Raw genomic sequence first — 23,721 nt, 5'->3', positions numbered from 1 at the left:
CGTCCGGTTACGGCCCCTGGCGCCCGTCGGCCCCCGGCACGCCCAGCAACAGGCCGCCGCCGCCGCCGATGCCGCCGGGTTCGAGGTAGCCGTTGCCGCCGGCGCCGCCGTTGCCGATCAGCTGCGCGTTGCCGCCGTCGCCGCCCTCCGATCCGGGGAAGGGGTTCGTGCCGAAGCCGGCGCCGCCGCCCTTTCCGCCGTTGCCGATGGCGCCTGCATTGCCGCCGCGCCCGCCGTCCCCGCCGTTGCCGAGACCCTGGCCGCCGTCCCCGCCGACACCGCCGTTGCCGTAGAGCCCGACGGCGTTGCCGCCCGCGCCCCCGGCGCCGCCGGCGCTGTAGGCGGACTGGCCGCCGAGCCCACCGTGGCCGCCGCTGCCGAACAGGGTGCCTCCGGCGCCCCCGCTGCCACCGACGCCACCGGCTTCGTTGAGGACCGTATTGTCGGCGGCCCCGCCGGTTCCCCCGGCACCACCATCGCCAATGACGCCCGCGGCCCCGCCGTTGCCGCCGGCCTTGCCGCCCGAGCCGTTGCCGCCGTTTCCGCCGTTGCCGTGCAGCATCCCGCCCGCGCCGCCGTCGCCGCCCTGGTTGCCGTGCGTGGCGACCCCGGCGTTGCCGCCGGCGCCGCCATTCCCATTCAGTAGGCCGCCATGGCCACCGTGTCCGCCGGCACCGGCGAAGGCCTGCTGGATGTCGCCGACGACGCCGGAACCCCCGTCGCCGCCGGCGCCCCCGCTGCCGAACAAGCCGATCGCATCACCGCCCCGGCCCCCGGCGCCGGCCGAGGCGGCGGACAACGAGTACCCGCCGACGCCGCCGGCTCCGCCGTTGCCCCACAGCATCCCGCCGGTGCCGCCCGCGCCGCCGTTGCCGGCACCCTCGTTGACGTTCGGGGCCCCGCCGGCGCCGCCGGCGCCGCCGTTGCCGAACAGCCCGGCCGGCCCGCCGTTACCGCCCGGCCCCCCAGAGACGAATCCGTGTGCGGGTGTGCCGGTGCCACCGTTGCCGCCGTTGCCCCACAGCAGCCCGCCGGCCCCGCCGTTCTGGCCGGTCCCAGGCAAGCCGTCGGCGCCGTTGCCGATCAGCGGGCGCCCCATCAGCAGCTCGGTGGGCGTGTTGATGGCGCCCAGCAGGTCCTGCTGCAGCGTCTGCCAGGGGTTGGCGGCCGCCGCGGCGTTGGCCGCCTCCGCGCCGGCATAGGCGCCCGCTCCCGCGTTCAGCGCCTGGACGAATTGGTCGTGAAACGCCGTCACCTGTGCGCTGAGCGCCTGATAGCCCCGGCCGTGAGCAGCAAAGAATTCCGCGACCGCCGCCGACACCTCGTCGGCGCCGGCCGCGACCAGCTCGGTGGTTCGGGCCGCCGCGACCGAGTTGGCCTGGCTGAGCGTCGAGCCGATGCTCGCCAAATCCGTTGCGGCGGCTGACACTACGTCCGGCGCGGCGAACACAAACGACATCGATTACCTCCCGACGAGCGCTCCGACAGGGCGCCGTCCGGCGCGGGTATTGGTGGAGCCGTGTAGTTAGCAACCAGATGCTACTTGCTGGGGGCAGCAAATGTTGCATTATTGCCCGTGAAGCCGGCGCGCTACTCCGCGATCTTGTTGCGGATGACGAATTCCCTCGCCTTGATGAGGAATTCGAGCTGCTCGCCCACCTGGTGCAGGGGGTCCGTGCTGCGAGTGGAGCGGGACAGCACGACGGCGCCCTCCAGGGCGGCGATCGACATCACCGCCAGCGACGAGGCCTCGGCGTCGTCGAAGCCGTCGTTGACGAACGCCCGCGTCAACGCGGTGCACCAGCGGCCCAGGATGGCGCCGGCCTCGGCGGACAACTTGGGTTCCGCGTCGTCCGAGCCGATCGCCGCGGCGACCACGGGGCAGCCGGCGCCGAAGTCGCCCTCGGACAAGAGCCGCTCCCAGAATTCGACGAACTCGCGCAGCAGGGCCCTGGCGCCCCAGCCGGCCGCGTCGTCGATCATGGCGGTGATGGAGTCGCCGGCGTACTGCAGCGCCTCGGTCAGGATCTGATTGCGCCCGTCGGGAAAGTGGTAGTACACCGACCCGCGCGGCGCGCCGCTGCGGGCCAGCACCTCATCGATGGTCACGCCGGCGGCACCCCGCTCGCGCATCACCTCGGCGGCGCTGAGCAGCATCTTCTTGCGGGTGTCGCAGCGTTTGGTCGGCGTGGATTCCGGCTTGGCGTCGGTGGTAGTCGGCACTGTCGTACCTCCCATTGCGAGCGTCATGCAGCGTGCGAGTGCCTCGGTACCGGCCAGTGCATGTTACGCGGGCTGAACCGGAACGGCCGCCGCTTGAAGTCGGGCATCTCGCGCGTGAACTGGTAGCCGGCGACGTTGAGTTCGATGATCCACATTATTTTCTCCCGGCCTGAGTGAGGCCATAGATTATGCTTAGAAGCATATAAGACAGCGGTCGAGTAAGCAACATTTATTCCCTAAGTAACCCGTGCAGCTCGACAAACGGCCTTTCGGGCCGATGGAGCATGTGGCTCGCCGGAAGGGTGATCCCGGTCTCATTATGCTGTATTGCATAATCCTTAGAGCTGCGCTTCACTGAGCCGATGGCCCTGCCCAACCTCGACACCGTGTCCCTCGAGCGCGACGGACACGTCCTGCTGATCGGGCTGAACCGGCCCCACAAGCGCAACGCGTTCGACCGCGCGATGCTGGCGGACCTGTCGCGCGCCTACGGGCTGCTGGAATCCGACGACTCGCTATGGGCCGGGGTGCTGTTCGCGCACGGCGACCACTTCACCGCCGGCCTGGATCTGGTCGACGTCGGCCCGGCGGTTGCGGCCGGGGACTTGCCGACGCCGGACGACGGCCGCGACCCGTGGCGGCTCGACGGCGCCTGGACCACACCGGTGGTCGCCGTCGCGCACGGCTGGTGCATGACGCTGGGCATCGAGCTGCTGCTGGCCGCCGACATCCGCATCGCGGCTAGCGGTACGCGCTTCACCCAGCTGGAGGTGCAACGCGGGATCTACCCGTTCGCCGGTGCGACGATCCGGCTTCCCCGCGACGCCGGGTGGGGCAATGCCATGCGCTGGCTGCTGACCGGCGACGAGTTCGATGCCGCCGAGGCGCACCGCATCGGGCTGGTTCAGGAGGTGGCCGACGACGCGGGCGCGGCGCTGGCCCGCGGGCGCGAGATCGCGCGCACCATCGCCGAGCGCGCCGCGCCGTTGGCGGTGCGCGCCACGCTGGCGTCGGCCCAGGTGGCGCGTCGGCAGGGGGAGTCCGCCGCGATCGAGCGGCTGCGGCCCGACGTGGCCGCGCTGTTCGCCAGCGCGGACGCCGCCGAGGGCGTGCAGTCGTTCGTCGAGCGACGGCGGGCCCAATTCCGGGGCCACTAACCGCGGCTCGCGCGCGTCCCGACGCCGCCGGGGCGGGCGTGTCTACGCTGAGACGATGTCCAGCGAGTCGGCGTCCGGTGACCCCGAGCCGTCACGCGTCGATCGGATTCTCACCGCGGCGCTGAAGACGTTCGCGGCCCACGGCACCGAAGCCACCTCGCTGCGCACGATCGCCGCGGCCGCGGGTGTTTCGCTCGGGCTGGTCCAGCATCACTTCGTCACCAAAGCCAACCTCATCCAGGCCGTCGACGACCATGTGACGGCGGTGCTGACGGCCTCGCTGGCAACCGCCGCATCGGCGCCGGCCGACGACCCCGTCGCCGACATCGCGGATAGGGTGACCTCGCTGCTCGTCGACCACGGCGACGTCGTCGACTACCTGTGCCGCGCGCTCGTCGACGCCACGCCCACCGGCTCCCGCGTCTTCGACACCCTGGTCACGGTGGCGGGCGGGCACTGGGAGCAGCTCCAACAGCAAGGGCTGACCAAGCCCGGCCTCGACCCGGTCTGGATGACGCTCAACCCGCTGGTGCTGGTGCTGGGCATGTTCCTGCTGCGCACCCAACTGAACCGGCACCTGCCCGAGGCGCTCACCAGCCGAACGCAGGTGCAGCGCTGGCGAGACGCCACCGAGCAGATCATCGCCGACGGCCAACTGCAAAGGCCCCCAGCCGAGTAGGCGCCTAACTGTCGACCGTGTAGCCCATCGGCATCAGCACGCTCTTCTGCTGGGTGAAGTGCTCGACGCCCTCAGGGCCGTTCTCGCGGCCGATGCCGGAGTTCTTGTAGCCGCCGAACGGGCAGCACGGATCGAAGGCATACCAGTTGATCGCGTACGTGCCGGTGCGGATCTTCTCCGAGATCTCGATGCCCCGCGGCACGTTGGTGGTCCACACGCTGCCGGCCAGGCCGTACTCCGAGTCGTTGGCGATCTTGATCGCGTCCTCCTCGGTGTCGTAGGGGATGATGCTCAGCACCGGCCCGAAGATCTCCTCCTGGGCGATCGTCATCTTGTTGTCGACGTCCGCGAAAACCGTTGGCTGCACGAAGAATCCGTTGTCCAGGCCCTCGGGGCGGCCGCCGCCGCACACCAGCCGGGCGCCCTCCTCGATGCCCTTGGCGATGTAGCCCTCGACCCGGGCGCGCTGCTTCTCCGAGATCAGCGAGCCGATCTGGGCGCCCGCGTCCGACGGCGGGCCCACGGGCAGCGACTGCACGAAAGCGCTTACCGCGTCGACGATTTCGTCGTAGCGCGAGCGCGGCGCCAGGATGCGGGTCTGACCGACGCAGGCCTGCCCGGTGTTCATGATCCCGGAGAACACCATCATCGGCACCGCGGACGCCAGGTCGACGTCCTCGAGGACGATGGCCGCCGACTTGCCGCCGAGCTCGAGCGTGCACGGCTTGAGCATTTCCGCGGCGCGCCGGCCGATCTCCTTGCCGACGCCGGAGCTGCCGGTGAAGGTGAACAGGTCGACGTCCCGGTTGGAGGTCAGCGCCTGCCCGGTCTCGATCCCGCCGGGCACCACCGACAGCACGCCCTCGGGCAGGCCGGCGTCGGCGAACACCTCGGCCAAAGCGTTTGCGGTCAGCGGTGTTTCGGCGGCCGGCTTGAGCACCACCGTGCAGCCGGCCAGCAGCGCCGGGCCGAGCTTGTTGACCGCCAGGAACAGCGGGACGTTCCACGCCACGATCGCGCCGACCACACCGATGGGCTCGCGGTGCACGATCGTCTGCCCGTAGGAGCCGTTGCGGATCTCCCGCCACTTGACCTGGTCGACGGCGGGGCCGGCGAAGAATTGCATCGCCCCCATCGACCCCATCCAGTGCATCGTCTCGATGGTCATCGGCGGCTGGCCGGTCTCGTCGGCGAGCAGCTTGGCGAACTGGTCCTTGCGCTCCTCGAGCAGCTCCAGGTCCTTGGCGATGACGGCCGCGCGCTCCTTCGGCGGCGTCGTCGGCCAGGGGCCGCTGTCGAAGGCGGCGCGGGCCGCCGCGACCGCCGCGTCGACGTCGGCCGCCGTGGCGAGCGGCACCTTCCCGACGTACTCGCCGGTGGCCGGGCAGTGCACCTCGATGACTTCCGAGGTCGACGGCTCCGTCCACTTGCCGCCGATGAAAAGTTTGTCGTATTCGGTCTTCACGTCGGTCATGGCGCCACCCTACCCAAGGGAAAGCAAAACGAGAACATGTTTCATTACTGGGGTATCAGCACCAGCACGAGATTGCTGACGAGGAACTCGCGCAGCACCGGGACCGACGTCAGCCGCCAGGCCCATCGGGGGTGGTAGCGGGGAAATGCGCCCACCGCGGCGCCGGTGCCGGCGGCCCAGCTCAGGCCGTCGGCGGCCGACACCGCGAACAACGACGACCCGTAGTTGTTTTTGGCCGGGTGGCCGTGTCTGCGGGCGTAGCGCGCGGCGGCGCGCTCGCCGCCGAGGTAGTGCCACAGGCCCATCTCGTGGCCGCCGAACGGGCCGAGCCACACGGTGTAGGAAAGCACCACCAGTCCTCCGGGCTTGGTCACCCGTAGCATCTCGGCGCCCAGCTGCCACGGCCGCGGCACGTGTTCGGCGACGTTGGAGGAAAGGCAGATGTCGACGGAGTCGTCGCCGAAGGGCAGCGCCATGCCCGAGGCCCGGACGAACGTGCCGGCCGCGTTCGCGAAAGCCGGCCCGCCGGCGTGCATTTCGCTCGGGTCGGGTTCCACGCCGACGTAGCGGACGCCGGCGTCGGCGAACGCCGCCGCGAAATATCCCGGGCCGCCGCCGACGTCGAGCAGCGTGCGGCCGGCCGGATCCTCGCCATGGGTCCCGCGCCACAGGTCGGTGACCATCGCCGCGGTGTCGGCGGCCAAAGTGCGATAGAACTTGGCCGGGTCGGACCGCTCGTGACGAAACTCCGACAGCAGCCGCAGCGACCGGCGCAGCGTGGCCCGCCGCGCGAACAGGTCGGTGACGGGCACTGGCCAACCGTACGGCCGCGGGCCGGCTAGACCTGTTGGTCGTGGCGTTGCAGATACGGGGTCAGGCCGAATTTCTCGACGAGCAGCAGGAAATCCCCTCCGGAGACCGAGAAATCGGGGGGCTCGTTCACGCGCTGCCGCACGTTGCCCGGCCAGGAAAACCGCATGTCCAGGCCGCCGATGGTGTCACGGCATCCGATGGTCAGCGGCGGTGCACCGGGAAAGCCGAGCACCAGGACCGGCGTCGTGGACAGCGACGACGCGATGCCGCGCTCCAACATGGCGCCCACGATTTGGTCCGGCGATCCGAACCCGAAACCGCCGCGCCGGTATTGGTAGGTTTCCGGCGTCGCACCCACCTGCGCAACCGGCGCCGAGGCCACCAGCGCATTGCTGTTCGGGTCGACCACCCGGACCGCGTCAGCGTCCACGTCGATGGCCAGGCGAGGTTGGTGGGCCGACTGCAGCACCTGTTGTTTTCGCCGGACCGCGAACGGCCCCATCTGCTGGATCGCCAGGGGGCTGGGGAAAAGCAGGCACCGAACCGGTCCCGTGGGCGCGCGCGAGCCTGCGGCCAACCCGCTCCGATCGCCCAGCCGCCCGGACATGGCGAGGATCTCACCGAAGTCCGACGCCGGCACCCAGGCGTCGACGTCCAGCGGCAGGCCGTAGCCGGCGTCGGGCGCTTCGAGCCGCGTCCCGGGCGCAACGCGATAGTCTCGCCCGCCGAGAACGAAGCGGCGCCCGCCGCAGTGCAGATGCAGGGTCGTGCCCATCGTCATGCCGCCGGATATCCCCCACACGCCCAGCTGTGCGTCGCCGAACGGATAAACGTCGCCGGGCCGCTTGCTGACGGTCAGGGCATCGCGGGTGACGTCGATCAGGATCTTGCCGTGGCCGGACCGCTGGGACCACCAATACCAGCCGCCGACAGCGCCGAAAATCAGGGCGACCGCGCCGTAACGGAGCACCTTGTCCATGAGGTCGGCGACGGCGGCCGACCCGCCCGAACTGCGGTAGACGTACGACTGCACACCCATGTACAACACCGCGGCGACGGCGGTGAACGCGAGGATCCCGACGACCATGATCAGGTAGGACCGGGCGGGTTTGCTTTGCCACGCCGGTGTCGTTACGGAGGCCATCTTCGAGCCCCAGAACGGGGGATTCGCCACAAACCGGCGCGCCGCACCCGATTCATTGCCGATGCTCATCTGGGAAGGATCCCACCAGTGGGTCCGGCTGCAAAGCGTCGACGGCTACGCTGGCCAGCAATGTCTTCTCTCCGTTCCGTCCTGCTGCTGTGCTGGCGCGACACCGGGCACCCGCAGGGCGGCGGCAGCGAGGCCTACTTGCAGCGCGTCGGCGCGCAGCTGGCCGCGTCCGGGATTGCCGTCACGCTGCGCACCGCCCGCTACCCGGGCGCCCCCCGCCGCGAGGTGATCGACGGGGTGCGCATCGACCGCGCCGGCGGCCGGTACTCGGTGTACGTGTGGGCGCTGCTGGCGATGGCCGCGGCGCGCATCGGCCTCGGGCCGCTGCGGCGCGTGCGGCCCGACGCGGTCGTCGACACCCAGAACGGCCTGCCGTTTCTGGCCCGGCTGGTGTACGGCCGGCGGGTGGTGGTGCTGGTGCACCACTGCCACCGCGAACAGTGGCCGGTGGCCGGGCCGGTGCTCGGCCGGATCGGCTGGTTCGTCGAGTCGAGGCTGTCGCCCCGGCTGAACCGGCGCAATCAGTACGTGACGGTGTCGCTGCCGTCGGCCCGCGACCTGGTCGCGCTCGGCGTGCACAACGAGCAGATCGCCGTGGTGCGCAACGGCCTCGACGAGGCGCCGGCGCAATCGTTGTCCGGCCCGCGCTCGGCCGCACCGAGGGTGGTCGTGCTGTCGCGGCTGGTGCCGCACAAGCGGATCGAAGACGCGCTCGAAGCGGTCGCGGCGCTGCGGCCCCGAATCGCCGGGCTGCATCTGGACATCGTCGGCGACGGCTGGTGGCGGCAGCGGCTCGTCGACCACGTCCGGCGCCTCGGCATGGCCGACGCCGTGACCTTCCACGGCCACGTCGACGACGTGACCAAACACCATGTCCTGCAGAGCTCCTGGGTGCACGTGCTGCCGTCGCGCAAGGAGGGGTGGGGCCTGGCCGTCGTCGAGGCGGCGCAGCACGCGGTGCCCACCGTCGGCTACCGCTCCTCGGGCGGGCTGTCCGACTCGATCGTCGACGGGGTGACCGGGCTCCTGGTGGACAGCCACGACGAGCTGGTGGACCGCCTCGAACGGCTGCTCCGCGACCCCGTGCTGCGCGACCAACTCGGCGCCAAGGCGCAGGCGCGCAGCGGCGAGTTCTCCTGGGCGCAAAGCGCCGACGCGATGGCCGGGGTGCTCCGGGCCGTCCGGGCGGGCGAATTCGTCAGCGGCGTCGTCTGAGCGCGCAAAACGCCGCGCCGACGGCGCCCGCGATCAGCAACGCCAGCCACGCGAGGTGCGCGATCAGCGTCGCGGTGCGCCGCGCGCCGGGAACACCGGCGGTGTCGCCGCCGATTCGGTAGAGGGCGAACTCGTCGTCGCGGTAGACCGGCGTCAGCGCGTCCAGGGTGCGCGACGCGGCGCCCATGGCGCCGGCGCTGTCCGACTCGACGACCAGCCACCCGATGCCGGCCGGCGCCAGCGCGCCCGGCTCGGGCCCCGACAGCAGCAGGTCCTGCACGGCCCGGGCGCGATCGCCCTCCCCCTGAATGACCACCCCCGAGATGGCCAGGTCGCCGGTGGTCAGCACGTCGGCGCGCAGCCAGCGGGGCAGCGGATCCAGCACCGGCGCCGGCCCCGACCACGAGAAGCGCCGCATGGTGCCGGCGGGCAGCACCGCCACGGCCCGGGGATCGGCGTTGATCGCCGCCGCCACCGCGGCCCACCCCCGCGGGTAGCGCACCGGGGCGACCGTGCCCCAGCCGCCCCACGCCAGGTCCGGCAGCGCCAGCAGCAGCGCGAGGCAGCAGACCAGCGCCGCCACCGACGGCCGCAACCACCGCCGCAGCGTCAGCACGGCGCCCGCGCCCGCCAGCGCGTATCCCGGCACCGCCAGCGCCACCCACTTCTGCCCGTCGCGCAGCACACCGAAGGCGGGTGCGGCGTCGACGAGGGCCCGCAGCGCGTGCAGACCCGGGCCCGTCGCCAACACCGCCGGCACCACGACGGCCACCGCCGCCAGCGCCAGCAGCGGCGCCGCCACGCGCCGACGCGCCACCACCGGCAACCCCGCCGCCACCACCCCCAGCAGCACCACGGTGGACGACAGCGCGAAAAGCGTTGTCCGCGAGGCGGGTACGGCCTCGCCGTTCCAGATGCCGCCGAGGCTGGCCAGGCTCGCGAGCGTGCCCAGGCCGGGCTCGGCGCGCGGCGCGAACGCGTTGACCCCGAGCGCGTTCGCCGCGGTGTGCGCTTTCAACGACGAGCCCAGCACGGCCGCGGTCAGCCAGGGCGCCGCCGCTACCAGCGCGACCGCCGAGGCCGCCGCCGCGCACAGCCAGCGCGGCCGGGCCGCCCCCGGGACGGCCACGCAGACCAGCGCCACCGCCACGGTGAGCAGCAGGCCCGTCGGGGTCAGCCCGCCCAGCGCCACCCAGAACGCCAGGCCGAACCACGCGGAGCGCCCGGCATCCGCCGCCGTCCGCAGCCGCAGCATCGCTGTCGCCACCCAGAGCAGGCAGCCGTACGCGACCAGCAGGCTCCAGTGGCCCTGCAAAAGCCGTTCGGCGACATAGGGATTCCAGATCGCCAGCGTGATGGCGACGAACTCGCCCGGCGCCCCCGCGTCGGGCAGCGCGGTGGCGACCAGCCGCGCCGCGCCCCATCCGGCGAGCCACAGGCCCGCAATCAGCAGCGCCTTCACCACCACGCCGCCGTCGAGCAGATGCGAGGCCAGCGCCACGGCGAAATCCTGCGGCGTCGCCCGCGGCGCCGCCGTCAACCCCAGGGCGGTATCGGACACATACGACCGGGGCGTCGACACCGCGTCGCGCAACAGCAGGTAGCCGGGCGCCAGGAGCGGCCCCGCCACCAGGAGCGCCAGCAACAGCGCGTACCCCGGCCGGGTCCAGCGCACGGTGAGCGCCTCCAGGGAAGCTAGGCCCGTTCGGGGGGACCCGGTGACGCCGGCGGTCCCGCGTCGGGCGGCCCCGGCTCGGGTGGCTCGTCGGAACCGACGGTCGGCGCGTCGGGATCCTCGCCCCCGGCGGGGCGCTGGGTGGGCAGCTTCTCGGTCTCGGCTTCGGCGCCGGGCACCGGTTCTTCGGGAGCGCCGCGGCCGAAGACTTCCTGGTCGGACCGGTCCAGGCCCGGGTCGGTCAGCGCGCTCTCGGTCCGCAGGCTGAACGAGGCCAGCACCCCGCCGCCGATCAGCGCGATCAGGCCGACCGCGGTGAAGGTGATGGGCAGCACCCGCGACCACAGCGCCAGCCGGTCCCGCTCGTCGCGCGCCGTGTTGACCTGGGCTTCGACGGTGTCCTCGTTCGAGGTGACGGTGTAGTCGGCCAGCGTCATCTCCGGTTTGAGGGGATCACGCGCGAAGTAGTGGTTGGCGTGCTCTTTCTGCTTGACGATGGTCCCCGACACCGGGTCCACCCAGAAGGTCCGCTGCGCGGCGTAGTAGCGGGTCATGGTGATCTGTTCGTTGGGATCGCCGCCCTGGACGCCCCACATCGCCGCCGAGGTGGTGAATTTGGAGTCCGTCGCCTGGTCGGCGTACAGCGTCGGGTATGTCACCGGGGCCACCAGCTTGCCGTCGCCGTTGTAGCCGACGTTCTGGGTGAACTTGTAGGTGGTCAGCCCGTTGACGTCTTCCTGGCTGTCGTAGTTGACGTCGAACGGCTTCTGCGCGATCGGATCGAAATAGGGATAGGTCTTCTTCTCGGTGTGGAACGGGAACCGGTAGGACAGCCCCTCGTGGCGGAGCGGCATCGCGGTGGGCGGGCTCTCGTCGTTGACCGTGCGCGGCTTCTGCACGGAGCCGCCGGTGTGGCTGTCGTCGGAGACGGCCAGCGCGGTCTTGCGGTTCAGCGTGACGGTGTCGACGATCGCCAGCAGCAGGCCGCTGTCCTTCTGCTTGTCGGTGCGCCGGACCGAGGTGCCGACCTGCAGCGTGACGACCTCGGCGTTGGCCGGGGATTCGACGCTGACCTGCTGCTGGGACACCAGCGGCACGTTCTGGTTGACGACGAGGTGGTCACCGGACAGCGACGCGGAGTCGAGCGCGGTTCCGTTGCCGTCGCTGATCAACGTGGCGTCGATGTTCAGCGGGATCTTGGCGATCCTGCTGCTGGTGTACGTCGACAGCAGCAGCGCGGCGATCAGCAGGGCAGCCCCGAGTCCGATGATCGCGCATGCGGCGAAACGCAACATGACTGCGCGGTTCATGTTGCCGTGCCCTCCTAATGGATTCCTCGTGGTCCGTGATGGTCTCCGGTCTTGTCGGCCGCGACCCGCTCGGATCCGACCAAGCGGCGTGGCAAACCCGTTCGACCCTAACAGCAGAATTTAAGGCCCCGGCTTACGTACCCGATTCGTCGGCGGACAACCGGCGGGCACACTTGTGAGCGTGACCGATGGCCAACAGGTGGGCGGAATCCGCAGCTTCCTGCCCGCCGTGGAGGGGATGCGCGCGTGCGCGGCCATGGGCGTGGTCGTCACGCACGTGGCCTTCCAGACGGGGCACTCCAGCGGTGCCGCGGGCCGGCTGTTCGGCCGCTTCGACCTCGCGGTGGCGGTGTTCTTCGCGTTGTCGGGGTTCCTGTTGTGGCGCGGGCACGCGGCGGCGGCCAGGGGTTTGGGGCCGCGGCCGCGGACCGGCCACTACCTGCGCTCGCGGGTCGTGCGGATCATGCCGGCCTACCTGGTGGCGGTCGTGGTGATCCTGACCCTGCTGCCCGACGCGGATCACGCCAGCCCGACCGTGTGGCTGGCCAACCTGACGCTCACCCAGATCTACGTGCCGCTGACCCTGACCGGGGGGCTGACGCAGATGTGGAGCCTTTCCGTCGAGGTCAGCTTCTATCTGGCGCTGCCCCTGCTGGCGTTGTTGGCCCGCCGCCTGCCGGCCGGCGCGCGGGTGCCGGCGATCGTCGCGCTGGCGGCGCTGAGCTGGGCGTGGGGCTGGGTGCCGGTCCACGGGCCGTCGGGGATCAACCCGCTGAACTGGCCGCCGGCCTTCTTCTCCTGGTTCGCCGCGGGCATGCTGCTGGCGGAGTGGGTGCATTGTGGGGTCGGGGTGCCGCACCGGCTGGCGCGGCACCGGATCGTGATGGCCGTCGTCGCGGCGCTGGCCTACCTGGTGGCGGCCTCGCCGCTGGCCGGCCCCGAGGGCCTGGTGCCCGGCACCGCCGCCCAGTTCGCGGTGAAGACGGCGGCGGGCTCCCTGGTGGCGTTCGCGTTGGTCGCCCCGTTGGTGCTGGACCGGGTCGACACGCCGCACCGGGTGCTGGGCAGCACCCCCATGGTGACGTTGGGCCGCTGGTCCTATGGCCTGTTCATCTGGCACCTGGCCGCGCTGGCGATGGTGTTCCCGGTGCTCGGGACGTTCCCGTTCACCGGCCGGATGCCCTCGGTGCTGGCGTTGACGCTGATCTTCGGTTGGGCGATCGCCGCCGTCAGCTATGCGCTGGTCGAATCCCCGTGCCGGGAAGCGCTGCGCGGCTGGGAGAAACGCCACCAGCCCGCGCCCCAGGTCACCGACGCCGAGGCGGACGCGATCGCGCCGTGACTCAGCGATCCATCCACTGTTCCAGCGCGTCCGCGGACGGCAGGGCGATGGCCCGCTCGATCTTCTCGAACAGGTCGGTCCCGTACTCGACGGTGGACCGGACGAAGTTGCCCAGCGCCTCGATGTGGATGCCGTCGGTCAGCAGGTAGGCGTTCTCGGCGACCACGGCCAGCCGGCCCGGCTGGGCGGTCTCGCGCACAAACGCCTTGGGCCAGTGGGTGTCTCGATTCCAGTCGTTCACCAGTTCCATCAGGCGCGGACGTTCGGCCGCAAGGTAGTACCCGGCCGGGCTGATCGAGATCTCCAGGACGTCGCGCCGCAGGCCGTTGATCCGCAGGTTCACGTGCAGCTTGCCGCGCTCGTGGCAAGACAGCAGCATCATGAATTCCTCGCCGTCACTGCTGCGGAAAAACCGCAGCTGACGCGATCGCAGATAACGTTCGATCAGCTCCGTGCTCAACGGCTCGATCTGCATGGCCCCTCTCCCGGACAACGGTCATCGACGCACCCATGGTGGGGCCGAGCGCTTGGAAGATTCTTGGGGCGAGCGTTCGGGCGTCAGGCCGGCTCGGCGGCCCCGAGGCGCGCGATGACCTCCGCGCGCACCGCCGAGCGCCGCGCCTTGCCGGCGTCGTCGCGCAGGGGAGTCCCGACGAACTCCACCGTGTGCGGCACCTTGTACGACGAGATGCGTTCGCGCAGAAAGTCTTTCACGGCGTCGCCGTCCAACGCGGACCCGTCGGCGGTGTGCACCAGGGCGTAGGGCACCTGGCCCAAATCATCGTGCGGCACGCCGACGACGAGGCAGGACAGCACCTCCGGGTGGGCCGACAGCGCGTTCTCGATCTCGGCGGGATAGACGTTGCGGCCCCCGACGGTGAACATGTCGACGCGGCGGTCCGACAGGTACAGGAACCCGTCGGCGTCGAAGTAGCCCAGGTCGCCCAGCGAGTCCCAGCCGTCGCGGCTCTTGGCCTCCACCCCGACGTAGCGGTAGGTGGGCGCGCTGCCGGGGGCGGGGCGCATGTAGATCTCGCCGATCACGCCGGGCGGGCAGGGGTTGCCGTCGTCGTCGAGCACCTTCATCTCCCCGGCGACCACGACGCCGACGGAGCCGCGGTGGGTCAGCCACTGATCGCCGCTGATGAAGGTGAGCGCCTGTAATTCGGTGCCGCCGTAGAGTTCCCAGACGGCTTCGGGGCCCAGCAGGTCGATCCAGGCCTGCTTGATGGCGGGCGGGCACGGCGCCCCCATGTGCCAGAACCGCCGCAGCGACGACAGGTCGTAGGCGCCCGGGTCGGCGTGGTAAACCGGCAGCGCCCGCTGCATGATCGTCGGCACCGTGGTCAAAAACGTCACCCGATGGTCGGTGATGAGCCGCAGGAACCCGTGCGGGTCGAACCGGCTCATCAGCACCAGGTGATGGCGCATCACCAACGCGATCGTCGCGGTGGTGAACCCGGTGTTGTGCGACAGCGGGATCGGCACCAGCGTGGTGTCGCCCTCCTGCGCGCCGAGCGGGTAGCCGACGGCGGGCGGAATCCGGCTGTCGCCGCCGGACTCGATGAGCTTGGGCCGCCCGGTGCTGCCGCCCGAGCCCATCGCCTTCCACACCGGCGAAACCGCCTCCGGCAACGCCGCGTCGGACAGCGCCGGGTCGGGGGCGAAACCGGCTGGGACGCTGGGTATTTCACGATGTTCGCGGCCCACCAGCAGGGCCGGCGGGCGCAACTCGAGCAGCCCGGCCAGCTCGGCGTCCGGCAACCGCGCCGACAGCGGCTGCGGTACCGCGCCCAGCTTCCAGCACGCCACCGCGGCCTGGATCCACTCGATCGAGTTGGGCAGCACCATGGTCACGTAGTCGCCGACCCCGACGCCGCGCTCGGCGTACGCGCGGGCCAACCGGTTCGTCGACCGGTCGAGTTCGCCGCGGGTGATGGTGCGACCGTCGCAGGTGACCGCGGGCTCGTCGGGAGCCAGCGCCGCAAGCTGCGAAATCTGGGTGCCGATCGGCGGGACCGGCTGGTTCATCTAGTAGGCGCCCTGTCGCTCGAAGACGCGGCGCGGGTTGTCCACCAGCATGGTGTGCAGCTGCTCGTCGGTGACGCCCCGCTCCTTGAGGGCGGGGATCACGTCGTTGTGGATGTGCAGGTAGTGCCAATTGGGCGCGGCGACCGGCAGCAGCTCCTCCGGGATGGCGTCGAAGTAGCAGTTGGCGTCGTGCGACAGCACCATCTTGTCGGCGTGGCCGCGCTCGCACATCCGCGCCACGGTGTTCACCCGGTCCTCGAACGGCAGGTACACGTCGATGCCGAACCGGTCCATCCCGATGTAGGAGCCGTTGCCGATCAGCTCCTCGAGGTAGTCGAGGTCGGTGGTGTCACCGGAGTGGCCGATGACCACCCGGCTCAGGTCGACGCCCTCCTCTTCGAAGATGCGTTGCTGCTCGAGCCCGCGCCGGGTCTCGGCGTGCGTGTGCGTGGAGATGGGCACGCCCGTGCGTTTGTGCGCCTGGGCGACGGCGCGCAGCACCCGGTCGACGCCGGGGGTGACGCCGGGCTCGTCGGTGGCGCACTTGAGGATGCCCGCCTTGATCCCCGTGTCGGCGATGCCCTCCTCGATGTCGCGGACGAACATGTCGGTCATGATCTCCGGGCCGTCCATCGCCGTGCCGGGCCCGAGGTAGTGGAACCGGAACGGGACGTCGTTGTAGGTGTAAAGGCCGGTCGCCACAACGATATTCAGCTCGGTGGCCGCCGCGACCCGGGCGATGCGGGGGATGTAGCGGCCCAGGCCGATCACCGTGAGGTCGACGATGGTGTCCACCCCGCGGGACTTCAGCTCGTTGAGCCGGTCGACGGCATCGGCCACCCGCTGGTCCTCGTCGCCCCAGGCTTCGGGATAGTTCAGCGCGATCTCGGTGGTCATGATGAACACGTGCTCGTGCATGAGCGTCACGCCGAGGTCGGCGGTATCGATGGCGCCGCGGGCGGTATTGAGTTCTGGCACGGGTCTGACTCTAGGTCGACCCGCCGCCAAACCAACAGGGGCGTTTTCGGTCGAGGTGTTGTCAAGCCCGCGAGCGCACCGCCTGCAGCCACTCCGTGGACTCGGGGGCGCGGTCGAGCAGCCGCAGTCCGGCGCGGTCGAGTTCGCGCCGGATGTCGGCGGGCGTCAGCACCTCGAGGTGAAAGCACTGCCGCATTTCGGATCCGTCGACCAGCAACGCGTATTCGCCCTCCACCAGCCGGTCGAGATCGCGGTGGATGGTCACGCGTGCCGTCGCCCCGCCGATCTTCTTGTCTTCCGTCCAGCCCGCGGGCCGGGCGGCCCAAAAGGCCGGCGGCTTCCACTGGATGATCGCCCTGCCCGCGGGTTTGAGGTGGTGGGCGACGGTGGCCAGCACCGCCCGCCGAAGCTCGGCGCCCCGGTAGTGAATCAGGTTGGTCGGCAACAGGACCGCGTCGAACCGCTCGGTCAGGCGCAGCCCCTCGATGCGGGCGCGGACGGTCCGCGCGTGCCGCACCTCGGCGAGCATCCGTTCGGAGTCGTCGACGGCGGTGACTCGGTGGCCCAGCCGCGCCAGCGGGTCGGCGATGCGCCCGGTGCCCGCGCCGAGTTCCAGCACCGAGCTGCGCGGCGCGAGGATCGCGTCGATCTGCTCGGGCTCGCCCGTGGGGGGCATGCGGCGGTAGAGCTCGACGAGGCTGCCGTCACCCGTCCGGTCCGGGTCCGTCTCGGCGTGGCAGTGACAAAACGTCATGGCTGATCCCTTCTAGGCGAGTTCGTAGAAGCCCGCGCCGTCGAGGTAGCGCAGCGTCCACAGGTCACGGGCCACCGCTTCGCCGACCTCGTGCAGCAGCGTGATCCAGACCGGGTAGGTCAGGTCGTTGGTGGTGAGCGGCAGATGTTCGCCGGGATTCACCCGCACCCGCATGTCATAGAAGCTGTCGAGCCCCTTGATGGCCTCCAGGCCGCGATAGGACACCAGCGTGCCGCGGCGCGGGGCGACCATCGTGGTCCGCGCGACGTGCCGGTGCAAGCGGTACGGCCCCCCGCAGTTCCGGGCGAACCGATCAGGTCGCGCGTAGGCGTCCACCGTCCAGTCGACCTGCGATCGCCCGGTGGCCAGCCGCGCGCACTCGGGCAGGCCGGCGCCCGCGATCCGCGCGCCCACCTCCACCAGGCACGGCCCGTCGGACGTCATCTTGATCTCGGCGTGGGCCGGGCCGTGCCGGATGCCCAGGGCGTCGAGCACCTCGAAGGCGTAGGCGACCAGCTCGTCCTGCAGATCGCCGATCGCCGGCAGCAGCCGCCAGGCGACCAGCAGGTCGGGAACGCCGTTGGCGTCGATGCGGTACGTCTCCCAGATGTCGCACACGTGGTGCTCTCCGTCGCGGCTGACGGTGTCGACGGTGTATTCGGCGCCGACCAGGCACTCCTGCGCGACGACGCCGTCGTTGCGGTGCGCGAGCACGTTGTCGCGCCCGTTGAGGCGCCGGAAGGCGCGCACCGAGTCATCGGGGGTGCGGCACCAGGTCACGCCGTCGTTGCCGGCGCTGCGCAGCGGCTTGACGACGACCGTGCCGCCAATGCCGTTGTGCCAGTTGCGGAGCTGGTCCGCGTCGTCCACCAGGGTCTGCCGCGCCCCCCGCAGGCCTTGCTGCTTGATCCGCTCGATCATCAGAAACTTGTCGCGCCGCGCGGGGCTCAGCGCGGTCCCGTTGGTGGGTGCGCCGGTGACCGGGTGCAGGGCCTCGCTCAACGCGTCGGCCAGTTCGACTCCCGGTTCGGTGCCGGCCACGACGGCCACGGGGCGGAAGGGCGACAGCCTGGCCAACGTCTCGGACAGGTCGCCGCGGTGCACGATGTCGACGTCGTAGGGGTACCGATCCGGTTGGCCGCGCAGCGCGACCGGCACCTCGGCGGTGCTTTGCACCCGCAGCGGCGTGTAGCCGAGGCTCCGGAAGCCTTGGGCCAGTTCGGTTCCGATGGCGGCGTAGGTATCGACCAGGACGACGTGTCGCTGCCTCATCAGTACGCCGCCTGATCTTCGAGATCGTGCTCGCGGGTCGGCAACAGGAACGCCCGCCGGCACGTCAGGAACAGCGTGCCGTCCGACTTGACCCCGCGCGTGGCGCAGCTGACGATGCCTTGGTGGGGGCGGGATTCCGACAGGCGCTTGTCCAGATACTCCGTCTCGGCGTAGATGGTGTCGCCGACGAAAACCGGCGCGACGAGGCGGATGTCGTCCCAGCCCAGGTTGGCCAGGCCCTTGGCGCTGGTGCTCGGGACGCTCATGCCCGACACGATCGACAACGTGACCAGGCTCGACACCAAAGGCCGCTTCCACTCGGTGTTTTCGCAGTAGGCATTGTCGATGTGCAGCGGGTGCAGGTTGTGCGACAGCAACGACATCCAGACGTTGTCGGCATCGGTGAGGGTGCGACCCGGACGGTGCTCGACGATCGCGCCGACCTCGATGTCCTCGAAGACCAGGCCCGGAGACTCCCGCCAGCGCCGGTCGCCGACCTTTTTATAGGCACGAATCTCGTCCACGACCAACCCCGTCCGCTAGTAGCGGACCCGACGCGCCGCCACGGCACGCCGCGTGGCGCCGTGTGCGTCGAGCGCTTCCGCGCGCCGCAGCAGACCGCGCGCCGCGGCGACCATGGGCGGGCCGACCATCTGCCCGTCCAGGATCCCGATCCGCCCGGACTCTTCGCGCGCGGTGTCGATGACGCGCCGGGCGCGCTGCACCTCGGTGGGCAGTGGGGTAAACCCGTCGTTGATCACCGCCACTTGCCGGGGGTGAACCGCGGCCTTGCCGCCGAAGCCGAGCTCGCGCGACCGGTTCACGTCCACCTTGAGGGCGAGTTCGTCGCCGACGGCGAAGGTGGGTGCGTCGATCGCCGGAACGCCGGCCGCGGCGGCCCCGGCGACGATGCGAGAACGCGCGTACAGCAACGGCTCCCAGTCCATCGAGATGCCGAGATCGGCCGCGAAGTCCGCGGCCCCGAAGACCAGCGCCCGCACCCGCGGGGTGGCGGTGGCGATCTCCTCGGCGGCGGCGAGGCCGGCCGCGGTCTCGATCGTCACCAGGAAATCGATGTCCGCGCCCGCGTCACCCAGCATGTCCTCGAGGATCAGCAAGTCGTGCGCGCAGTTGACCTTCGGGACCAGCAGCGCGTCGGGCGCCATGGCGCCGTACGCGAGCGCGAGCACGTCGCGCAGGCCGTCGGTGGTGCGCAGGCTGTTGATCCGCAGGGCGCGGAGGCATCCGGTCGGCGGCGCCTTGAACAATCGAGCGGCCAGGTGACGAGCCAGGTCGCGCCGGGCGGGCGGCACCGCGTCTTCGAGATCCAGCGTGCACACGTCGGCGCCCGATCGCAGCGCCGTGGGGTACTGGCGCGGATTGATCGCGCTGGTCATCAGCATGGTGCGAAACACCAACGGCCGAATGGCTTCTCGCTGACTCATGCCGGAACACCAAGCAGCTCAGGCGATTCCGGCGCCAGCAGCTCGCCCACCGTCGCGCACAGGCGGCGGATGTCGTCGGCCTCGTTGTCGGAGCGCAGCATGATCCGCAGCCCCGCCTCGCCCCTCGGGGTGACCGGGAAGAAGACCGCCGACGCGTAGAACCCGCGGTCGAGAAGTTGCCGGGACAGGCCGATCGCCTTGTCGTCCTCGCCCGTCCGGATGAGCCGGATGGGGGTGTCCAGGCCGGCCTGCGGGGTGGAGATGAGGCTGTCGAAGAGGGCGGCGTTGTCGCGCAAGTGCTGTTGCCGCCGGGCCAGCTCGGGCGAATTGTGCACCCGCAACGAACCCAGGCAGGCACCGATCGTCGGCGCGTTCGCCGGCTTGGACCAGGCCAGCGGACCGCCGAAGCGCATCAGGATGTCATGGTGTTTCGCCGGGCCCAGCATGATGACCCCGCCGCTGGCGCCGTAGGCCTTGCCGAGCGAGGCGACGATGATCGTGAGCGGGTTGAGCTCGTCGGGCATCAAGGACCGCACGATTCCCTCGCCGCGCTCGCCGTACATCGACAGCGAGTGGGCCTCGTCGAAGAAGAGGAACAAGCCGTAGCGGTCCTGCAGCTCCAGCAGCTCTTTGACCGGCGCGACGCCGCCCAGCGAGTAGGCGCCGTCGGCGACGTAGGCGACCCGCCGGTGCCTCTTGCACATGTCCTCGAGGTAGTTGAGGTCGTTGTGCGGGCTGGTGTAGACCGGCGCCTCGTCCGCGCAGATCGGCTTGATGTAGTTCAGTGAGAAGTGGCTGAACTTGTCGAACACCATCACGCGCGGCTCCCCGTCGTCGGTCAGGTGTCCCGAGGAGATCAGCGGCAGCACGGCCGAACTGGCCACCGCCGTGGAGATGGCGGAAACGCAGTGGGCGCGCCACAGCTCCGAGAGCCCGGCCTCCAGCTCGTCGATGATGGAGAACCGGATGCGCAGCCGCGAGGCGGACAGCGCGAACGTCTGTTCCGAATCGATCGCCGCGCGGGCGCCTTCCAAAACCCATGGGTGGGAATGCAATCCGAGGTAGGAGCAGGAAATCATGTTGATGAAGCGGTGCCCGTCGCTCTGGCGCTCCAGCAGGTCGTCGCCGACGTAGCGAACGATGTTGTCCAGCAGCCCGTTGTCGGCCGCCGCCTGCCACGCCGGATTGCCGACCTCGACGGCCTTGGCGTTGTTGCGGTATCGGTGGATCGGGTTCATGCATAGGACCGTAGAAAGATCCGCGCGCCCGGCCCTCCACCGATCGGATCGCGGACGGGATGAACCGTCGTTCCCCCGATCGGGGGACACGGGATTGGCCGGACAGTCGACAGACATCGCCGCGTTTCGCCGGCACTGTTGAGCCATGCTTTCGGCGACCGGCGGGGTGATCTGATGCCCTGGCTCGCCCTGATCACCGGCAACGGCCTGCACGCGGTGATCACCGCCCTGCTGGGGTTGTCCATGATCAACGTGGCGGACAGCCTGCTGATCCTGGCGATCGCCGCGGCCGGCTCGACCGTGCTGGGAGCCGTTGCGGCCCGCCGCAACCCGGCGGCGCGGGTGCCCGCCACCCGAAGCTTCGCCTGGCTGAACCTGTGGACCGCGGTCACGTTCGTCTCCTTCTTCCTGGGGCTGGCCGTCTACAGCGCGGTCGTCGTCTTCACCCTGGGGGCCTCGTTCGCCCCCCTGGCGGTGACGGCCTGGTCGGCCCGTCAGGCCCGCCGCGGCCACGCCCCGACGCGCCCGGGCCGCGCCCAATGGCTGGCCGTCTGCCTGCTGGTCGCGCTGGGCGCAGCGCTGGTGGCCGCGCTCGCGGGGTCGGATCCCGGCGGCATCGCGGCGTTGCTGGTCGCGGCGGCGCTGGGCGTCGTCGACGGCGCCGCCGCCGGCGGGGTGGCCATCGTTTCCCGCGGTCTGGGCGCCGCCGGGGTCGGTGTCTGGCAGGTGATGGCGCACCGCTATTACGCGACGCTGGTGGTGGCCGCCGCGGCCCTGCTGATCCTGGTCCCGGGCGGACCGCTCGCCGCGCCCGCGCTGCCGTTGGGCGTCTCGATCGCGGCCGCGTTCGCGTCCTTGGTGGTGCCATTCTTCTTGATCCAGTACGCAATTCAGCAGCTGGCGCCGGTTTTGGTGACCGGGGCGCTGGCATTGATACCGGCCATCGCGCTGTTCGTCGAGATGGCGGCCGGTCAAGCGGTGAGCTGGCCCGCGCTGCTGCTCGGGTTGCTGATCGTGCCGGCCAGCCTCGCGATACTCACCACCCGGCAGCAACCGGCGAGAGCTTCCTCGATCCGCTAGCAATGGCGTACCGTCACCCTCGTTCTGATCGCAACCCTGGGAGTCATGCGATGTTGCTCAATCCCAACCGCCTGCAACGCCGGTATCCGGACCGCCGCTCGGGGGAGATCATGGCCGCGACGGTCGACTTCTTCGAGTCCCGCGGCAAGGCGCGGCTGAAGGCCGACGACCACAACCGGGTCTGGTATTCCGACTTTCTGGATCACGTCGGGCGCGAGCGCATCTTCGCCTCGCTGCTGACTCCGTCCGCATACGGGGCGGACGACTGCCGCTGGGACACCTACCGGATCAGCGAATTCGCCGAGATCGTGGGCTTTTACGGGCTGAGCTACTGGTACCCGTTCCAGGTCACCGCCCTGGGCCTGGGGCCGATCTGGATGAGCGACAACGAGGACGCGAAGCGCAAGGCCGCCGCCCAGCTGGAGACCGGCGAGGTGTTCGCCTTCGGGCTGTCCGAGCGCACCCACGGCGCCGACGTCTACCAGACCGACATGATCCTGACGCCGTCGGAACACGGCTGGACGGCCAGCGGCGAGAAGTACTACATCGGCAACGCCAATGTGGCGCGGATGGTCTCCACGTTCGGCAAGATCGCCGGCACCGACGAGTACGTGTTCTTCGCCGCCGACTCCCAGCACGACCGGTACGAGCTCATCAAGAACGTGGTGAACTCGCAGAACTTCGTCGCGAACTACGCGCTGCGCGACTACCCCGTCACCGAGGCGGACATGTTGCACCGCGGCCCGGACGCCTTCCACGCCGCCCTGAACACCGTCAACGTCTGCAAGTACAACCTGGGCTGGGGCGCCATCGGCATGTGCACCCACGCCATGTACGAGGCGGTCACCCACGCGTCCAACCGGGTCCTGTACGGCACCGTCGTCACCGACTTCACCCACGTGCGGCGGCTGCTCACCGACGCCTACCTGCGGCTGATCGCGATGAAGCTCGTCGCCACCCGCGCCTGCGACTACATGCGCAGCGCGTCGGCGGCCGACCGCCGCTACCTGCTCTACAGCCCGCTCACCAAGGCGAAGATCACCAGCGAGGGGGAGCGCGTCATCACCGCGATGTGGGACGTCATCGCCGCCAAAGGCGTTGAGAAGGACACCTTTTTCGAGGCCGTCACCCGCGAGATCGGCCTGCTGCCCCGCCTGGAGGGCACGGTCCACATCAACATCGGGCTGCTCGCCAAGTTCATGCCGAACTTCCTGTTCGCCCCGAACGCCGACCTGCCCGTGATATCCCGCCGCGACGACGCCGCCGACGACACGTTCCTGTTCGCCCAGGGGCCGACCGGCGGCCTGGGCAAGGTGCGGTTCGGAGACTGGCGCACCCCGTTCGACGCCTTCCGGCACCTGCCCAACGTCGCGCTGCTGCGCGAGCAGGTCGACGTGCTCGCCGAGATGCTGGCCAGCGCCACACCGGATGCCGTGCAGCAGAAGGACATTGACTTCGCCTTCGGCGTGGGCCAGCTGTTCGCCACGGTGCCCTACGCCCAGCTCATCCTGGAAGAGGCCCCGCTGTCCGGGATGGACGACGCCGTGATCGACGAGATCTTCGCCGTGCTGGTGCGCGACTTCAACGGCTACGCCGTGGAACTCGGCGACAAGCCGGCGACGACCGACGAACAGGCCCGGTTCGCGATGCGGATGATCCGTCGCCCGGTGCACGACCCCGCGCGCTACGACCAGATCTGGAAGGAACACGTCCTTCCGCTCAGCGGCGCCTACCAGATGCGGCCGTAGGTCCGCGGCCCCGAGCCTTGACTGTGAGCTAGCTCACCGTAGAATGACCAGTGGTCATCGACGCTAGGAGGCCG

At 70.5% G+C, this 23,721-nt stretch carries 20 protein-coding genes and 1 pseudogene; 6 read left to right on the top strand and 15 right to left on the bottom strand.

The window, feature by feature from the left end:
- Positions 1-7 precede the first annotated feature (7 nt).
- A complete protein-coding gene (locus A5655_RS07940) occupies positions 8-1,459 on the bottom strand; it encodes a PE family protein (protein WP_067007820.1) in 1,452 nt (483 codons plus the stop codon).
- Between the two features lie 131 nt (positions 1,460-1,590).
- Complete coding sequence (locus A5655_RS07935) at positions 1,591-2,157, bottom strand: TetR/AcrR family transcriptional regulator (protein ID WP_067007921.1); 567 nt, start codon at positions 2,155-2,157, stop codon at positions 1,591-1,593.
- A gap of 428 nt (positions 2,158-2,585) precedes the next feature.
- On the opposite strand from A5655_RS07935, the gene A5655_RS07930 reads away from it, so the two are divergent.
- Both A5655_RS07930 and A5655_RS07925 read left to right on the top strand, forming a co-directional pair.
- Positions 2,586-3,380 (top strand): crotonase/enoyl-CoA hydratase family protein, encoded by a 795-nt coding sequence (locus tag A5655_RS07930; protein WP_067007817.1) that lies wholly within the window; start codon positions 2,586-2,588, stop codon positions 3,378-3,380.
- Positions 3,381-3,435: 55 nt separating this feature from the next.
- Complete coding sequence (locus tag A5655_RS07925) at positions 3,436-4,059, top strand: TetR/AcrR family transcriptional regulator (RefSeq protein ID WP_067007814.1); 624 nt, start codon at positions 3,436-3,438, stop codon at positions 4,057-4,059.
- Between the two features lie 4 nt (positions 4,060-4,063).
- On the opposite strand, the gene A5655_RS07920 is transcribed toward A5655_RS07925, so the two are convergent.
- Genes A5655_RS07920 through A5655_RS07910 form a run of 3 tightly spaced genes read right to left on the bottom strand, consistent with a single transcriptional unit; the run spans position 4,064 to position 7,559 of the window.
- Positions 4,064-5,533, bottom strand: coding sequence for an aldehyde dehydrogenase (locus tag A5655_RS07920; protein ID WP_067007811.1), 1,470 nt, complete (start codon positions 5,531-5,533; stop codon positions 4,064-4,066).
- Positions 5,534-5,577: 44 nt separating this feature from the next.
- Positions 5,578-6,345 (bottom strand): class I SAM-dependent methyltransferase, encoded by a 768-nt coding sequence (locus A5655_RS07915; protein WP_067007808.1) that lies wholly within the window; start codon positions 6,343-6,345, stop codon positions 5,578-5,580.
- 26 nt (positions 6,346-6,371) lie between these two features.
- A complete protein-coding gene (locus A5655_RS07910) occupies positions 6,372-7,559 on the bottom strand; it encodes a hypothetical protein (RefSeq protein ID WP_067007805.1) in 1,188 nt (395 codons plus the stop codon).
- 60 nt (positions 7,560-7,619) lie between these two features.
- Between A5655_RS07910 and A5655_RS07905 the strand changes: the two genes are divergently transcribed.
- The gene (locus A5655_RS07905; protein ID WP_067007802.1) at positions 7,620-8,774 is read left to right on the top strand and encodes a glycosyltransferase family 4 protein; all 1,155 of its coding nucleotides are present in this window, start codon (positions 7,620-7,622) and stop codon (positions 8,772-8,774) included.
- On the opposite strand, the gene A5655_RS07900 is transcribed toward A5655_RS07905, so the two are convergent.
- Together A5655_RS07900 and A5655_RS07895 are read right to left on the bottom strand one after the other, a co-directional pair.
- On the bottom strand, positions 8,758-10,449 hold the full coding sequence (locus A5655_RS07900) for a hypothetical protein (protein WP_067007799.1): 1,692 nt from the start codon (positions 10,447-10,449) through the stop codon (positions 8,758-8,760). The genes A5655_RS07905 and A5655_RS07900 overlap by 17 nt on opposite strands.
- 20 nt (positions 10,450-10,469) lie before the next feature.
- Positions 10,470-11,759: a DUF3068 domain-containing protein gene (locus A5655_RS07895; protein WP_067007796.1), complete on the bottom strand. Its 1,290-nt coding sequence runs from the start codon at positions 11,757-11,759 to the stop codon at positions 10,470-10,472.
- A gap of 144 nt (positions 11,760-11,903) precedes the next feature.
- Between A5655_RS07895 and A5655_RS07890 the strand changes: the two are divergent.
- Positions 11,904-13,101 (top strand): annotated as a pseudogene (locus tag A5655_RS07890) (acyltransferase family protein).
- A gap of 1 nt (position 13,102) precedes the next feature.
- On the opposite strand, the gene A5655_RS07885 reads toward A5655_RS07890, so the two are convergent.
- The 8 genes from A5655_RS07885 to A5655_RS07850 form a co-directional block, all read right to left on the bottom strand.
- Positions 13,103-13,576: a YbjN domain-containing protein gene (locus A5655_RS07885; RefSeq protein WP_067007790.1), complete on the bottom strand. Its 474-nt coding sequence runs from the start codon at positions 13,574-13,576 to the stop codon at positions 13,103-13,105.
- A gap of 83 nt (positions 13,577-13,659) precedes the next feature.
- Positions 13,660-15,132, bottom strand: coding sequence for an AMP-binding protein (locus tag A5655_RS07880; RefSeq protein ID WP_067007787.1), 1,473 nt, complete (start codon positions 15,130-15,132; stop codon positions 13,660-13,662).
- On the bottom strand, positions 15,133-16,110 hold the full coding sequence (locus tag A5655_RS07875) for a phosphotriesterase (RefSeq protein ID WP_067007784.1): 978 nt from the start codon (positions 16,108-16,110) through the stop codon (positions 15,133-15,135). It lies immediately after the preceding gene.
- A gap of 61 nt (positions 16,111-16,171) precedes the next feature.
- Positions 16,172-16,864, bottom strand: coding sequence for a bifunctional 2-polyprenyl-6-hydroxyphenol methylase/3-demethylubiquinol 3-O-methyltransferase UbiG (locus A5655_RS07870; protein ID WP_067007780.1), 693 nt, complete (start codon positions 16,862-16,864; stop codon positions 16,172-16,174).
- A gap of 12 nt (positions 16,865-16,876) precedes the next feature.
- A complete protein-coding gene (locus tag A5655_RS07865; protein WP_067007776.1) occupies positions 16,877-18,136 on the bottom strand; it encodes an ATP-grasp domain-containing protein in 1,260 nt (419 codons plus the stop codon).
- A complete protein-coding gene (locus A5655_RS07860) occupies positions 18,136-18,660 on the bottom strand; it encodes a MaoC/PaaZ C-terminal domain-containing protein (RefSeq protein ID WP_067007772.1) in 525 nt (174 codons plus the stop codon). Before A5655_RS07860 ends, A5655_RS07865 begins: the two co-directional genes overlap by 1 nt.
- 15 nt (positions 18,661-18,675) lie before the next feature.
- A complete protein-coding gene (locus tag A5655_RS07855; protein WP_067007769.1) occupies positions 18,676-19,581 on the bottom strand; it encodes a CoA ester lyase in 906 nt (301 codons plus the stop codon).
- Positions 19,578-20,819, bottom strand: coding sequence for an aminotransferase class I/II-fold pyridoxal phosphate-dependent enzyme (locus tag A5655_RS07850; RefSeq protein WP_067007766.1), 1,242 nt, complete (start codon positions 20,817-20,819; stop codon positions 19,578-19,580). The genes A5655_RS07855 and A5655_RS07850 overlap by 4 nt, the downstream gene beginning before the upstream one ends.
- A 174-nt stretch (positions 20,820-20,993) precedes the next feature.
- On the opposite strand from A5655_RS07850, the gene A5655_RS07845 reads away from it, so the two are divergent.
- Both A5655_RS07845 and A5655_RS07840 read left to right on the top strand, forming a co-directional pair.
- Entirely contained in the window at positions 20,994-21,899 is a 906-nt protein-coding gene (locus tag A5655_RS07845) for a hypothetical protein (RefSeq protein ID WP_067007763.1), read from the top strand.
- 50 nt (positions 21,900-21,949) lie between these two features.
- A complete protein-coding gene (locus A5655_RS07840) occupies positions 21,950-23,647 on the top strand; it encodes an acyl-CoA dehydrogenase family protein (protein ID WP_067007760.1) in 1,698 nt (565 codons plus the stop codon).
- Positions 23,648-23,721 lie beyond the last annotated feature (74 nt).

Origin of the sequence: Mycobacterium sp. 1081908.1 (assembly GCF_001673535.1) — a bacterium.
Taxonomy (GTDB): Bacteria; Actinomycetota; Actinomycetes; order Mycobacteriales; family Mycobacteriaceae; genus Mycobacterium.
This window is presented reverse-complemented; position numbering and strand designations above follow the sequence as displayed.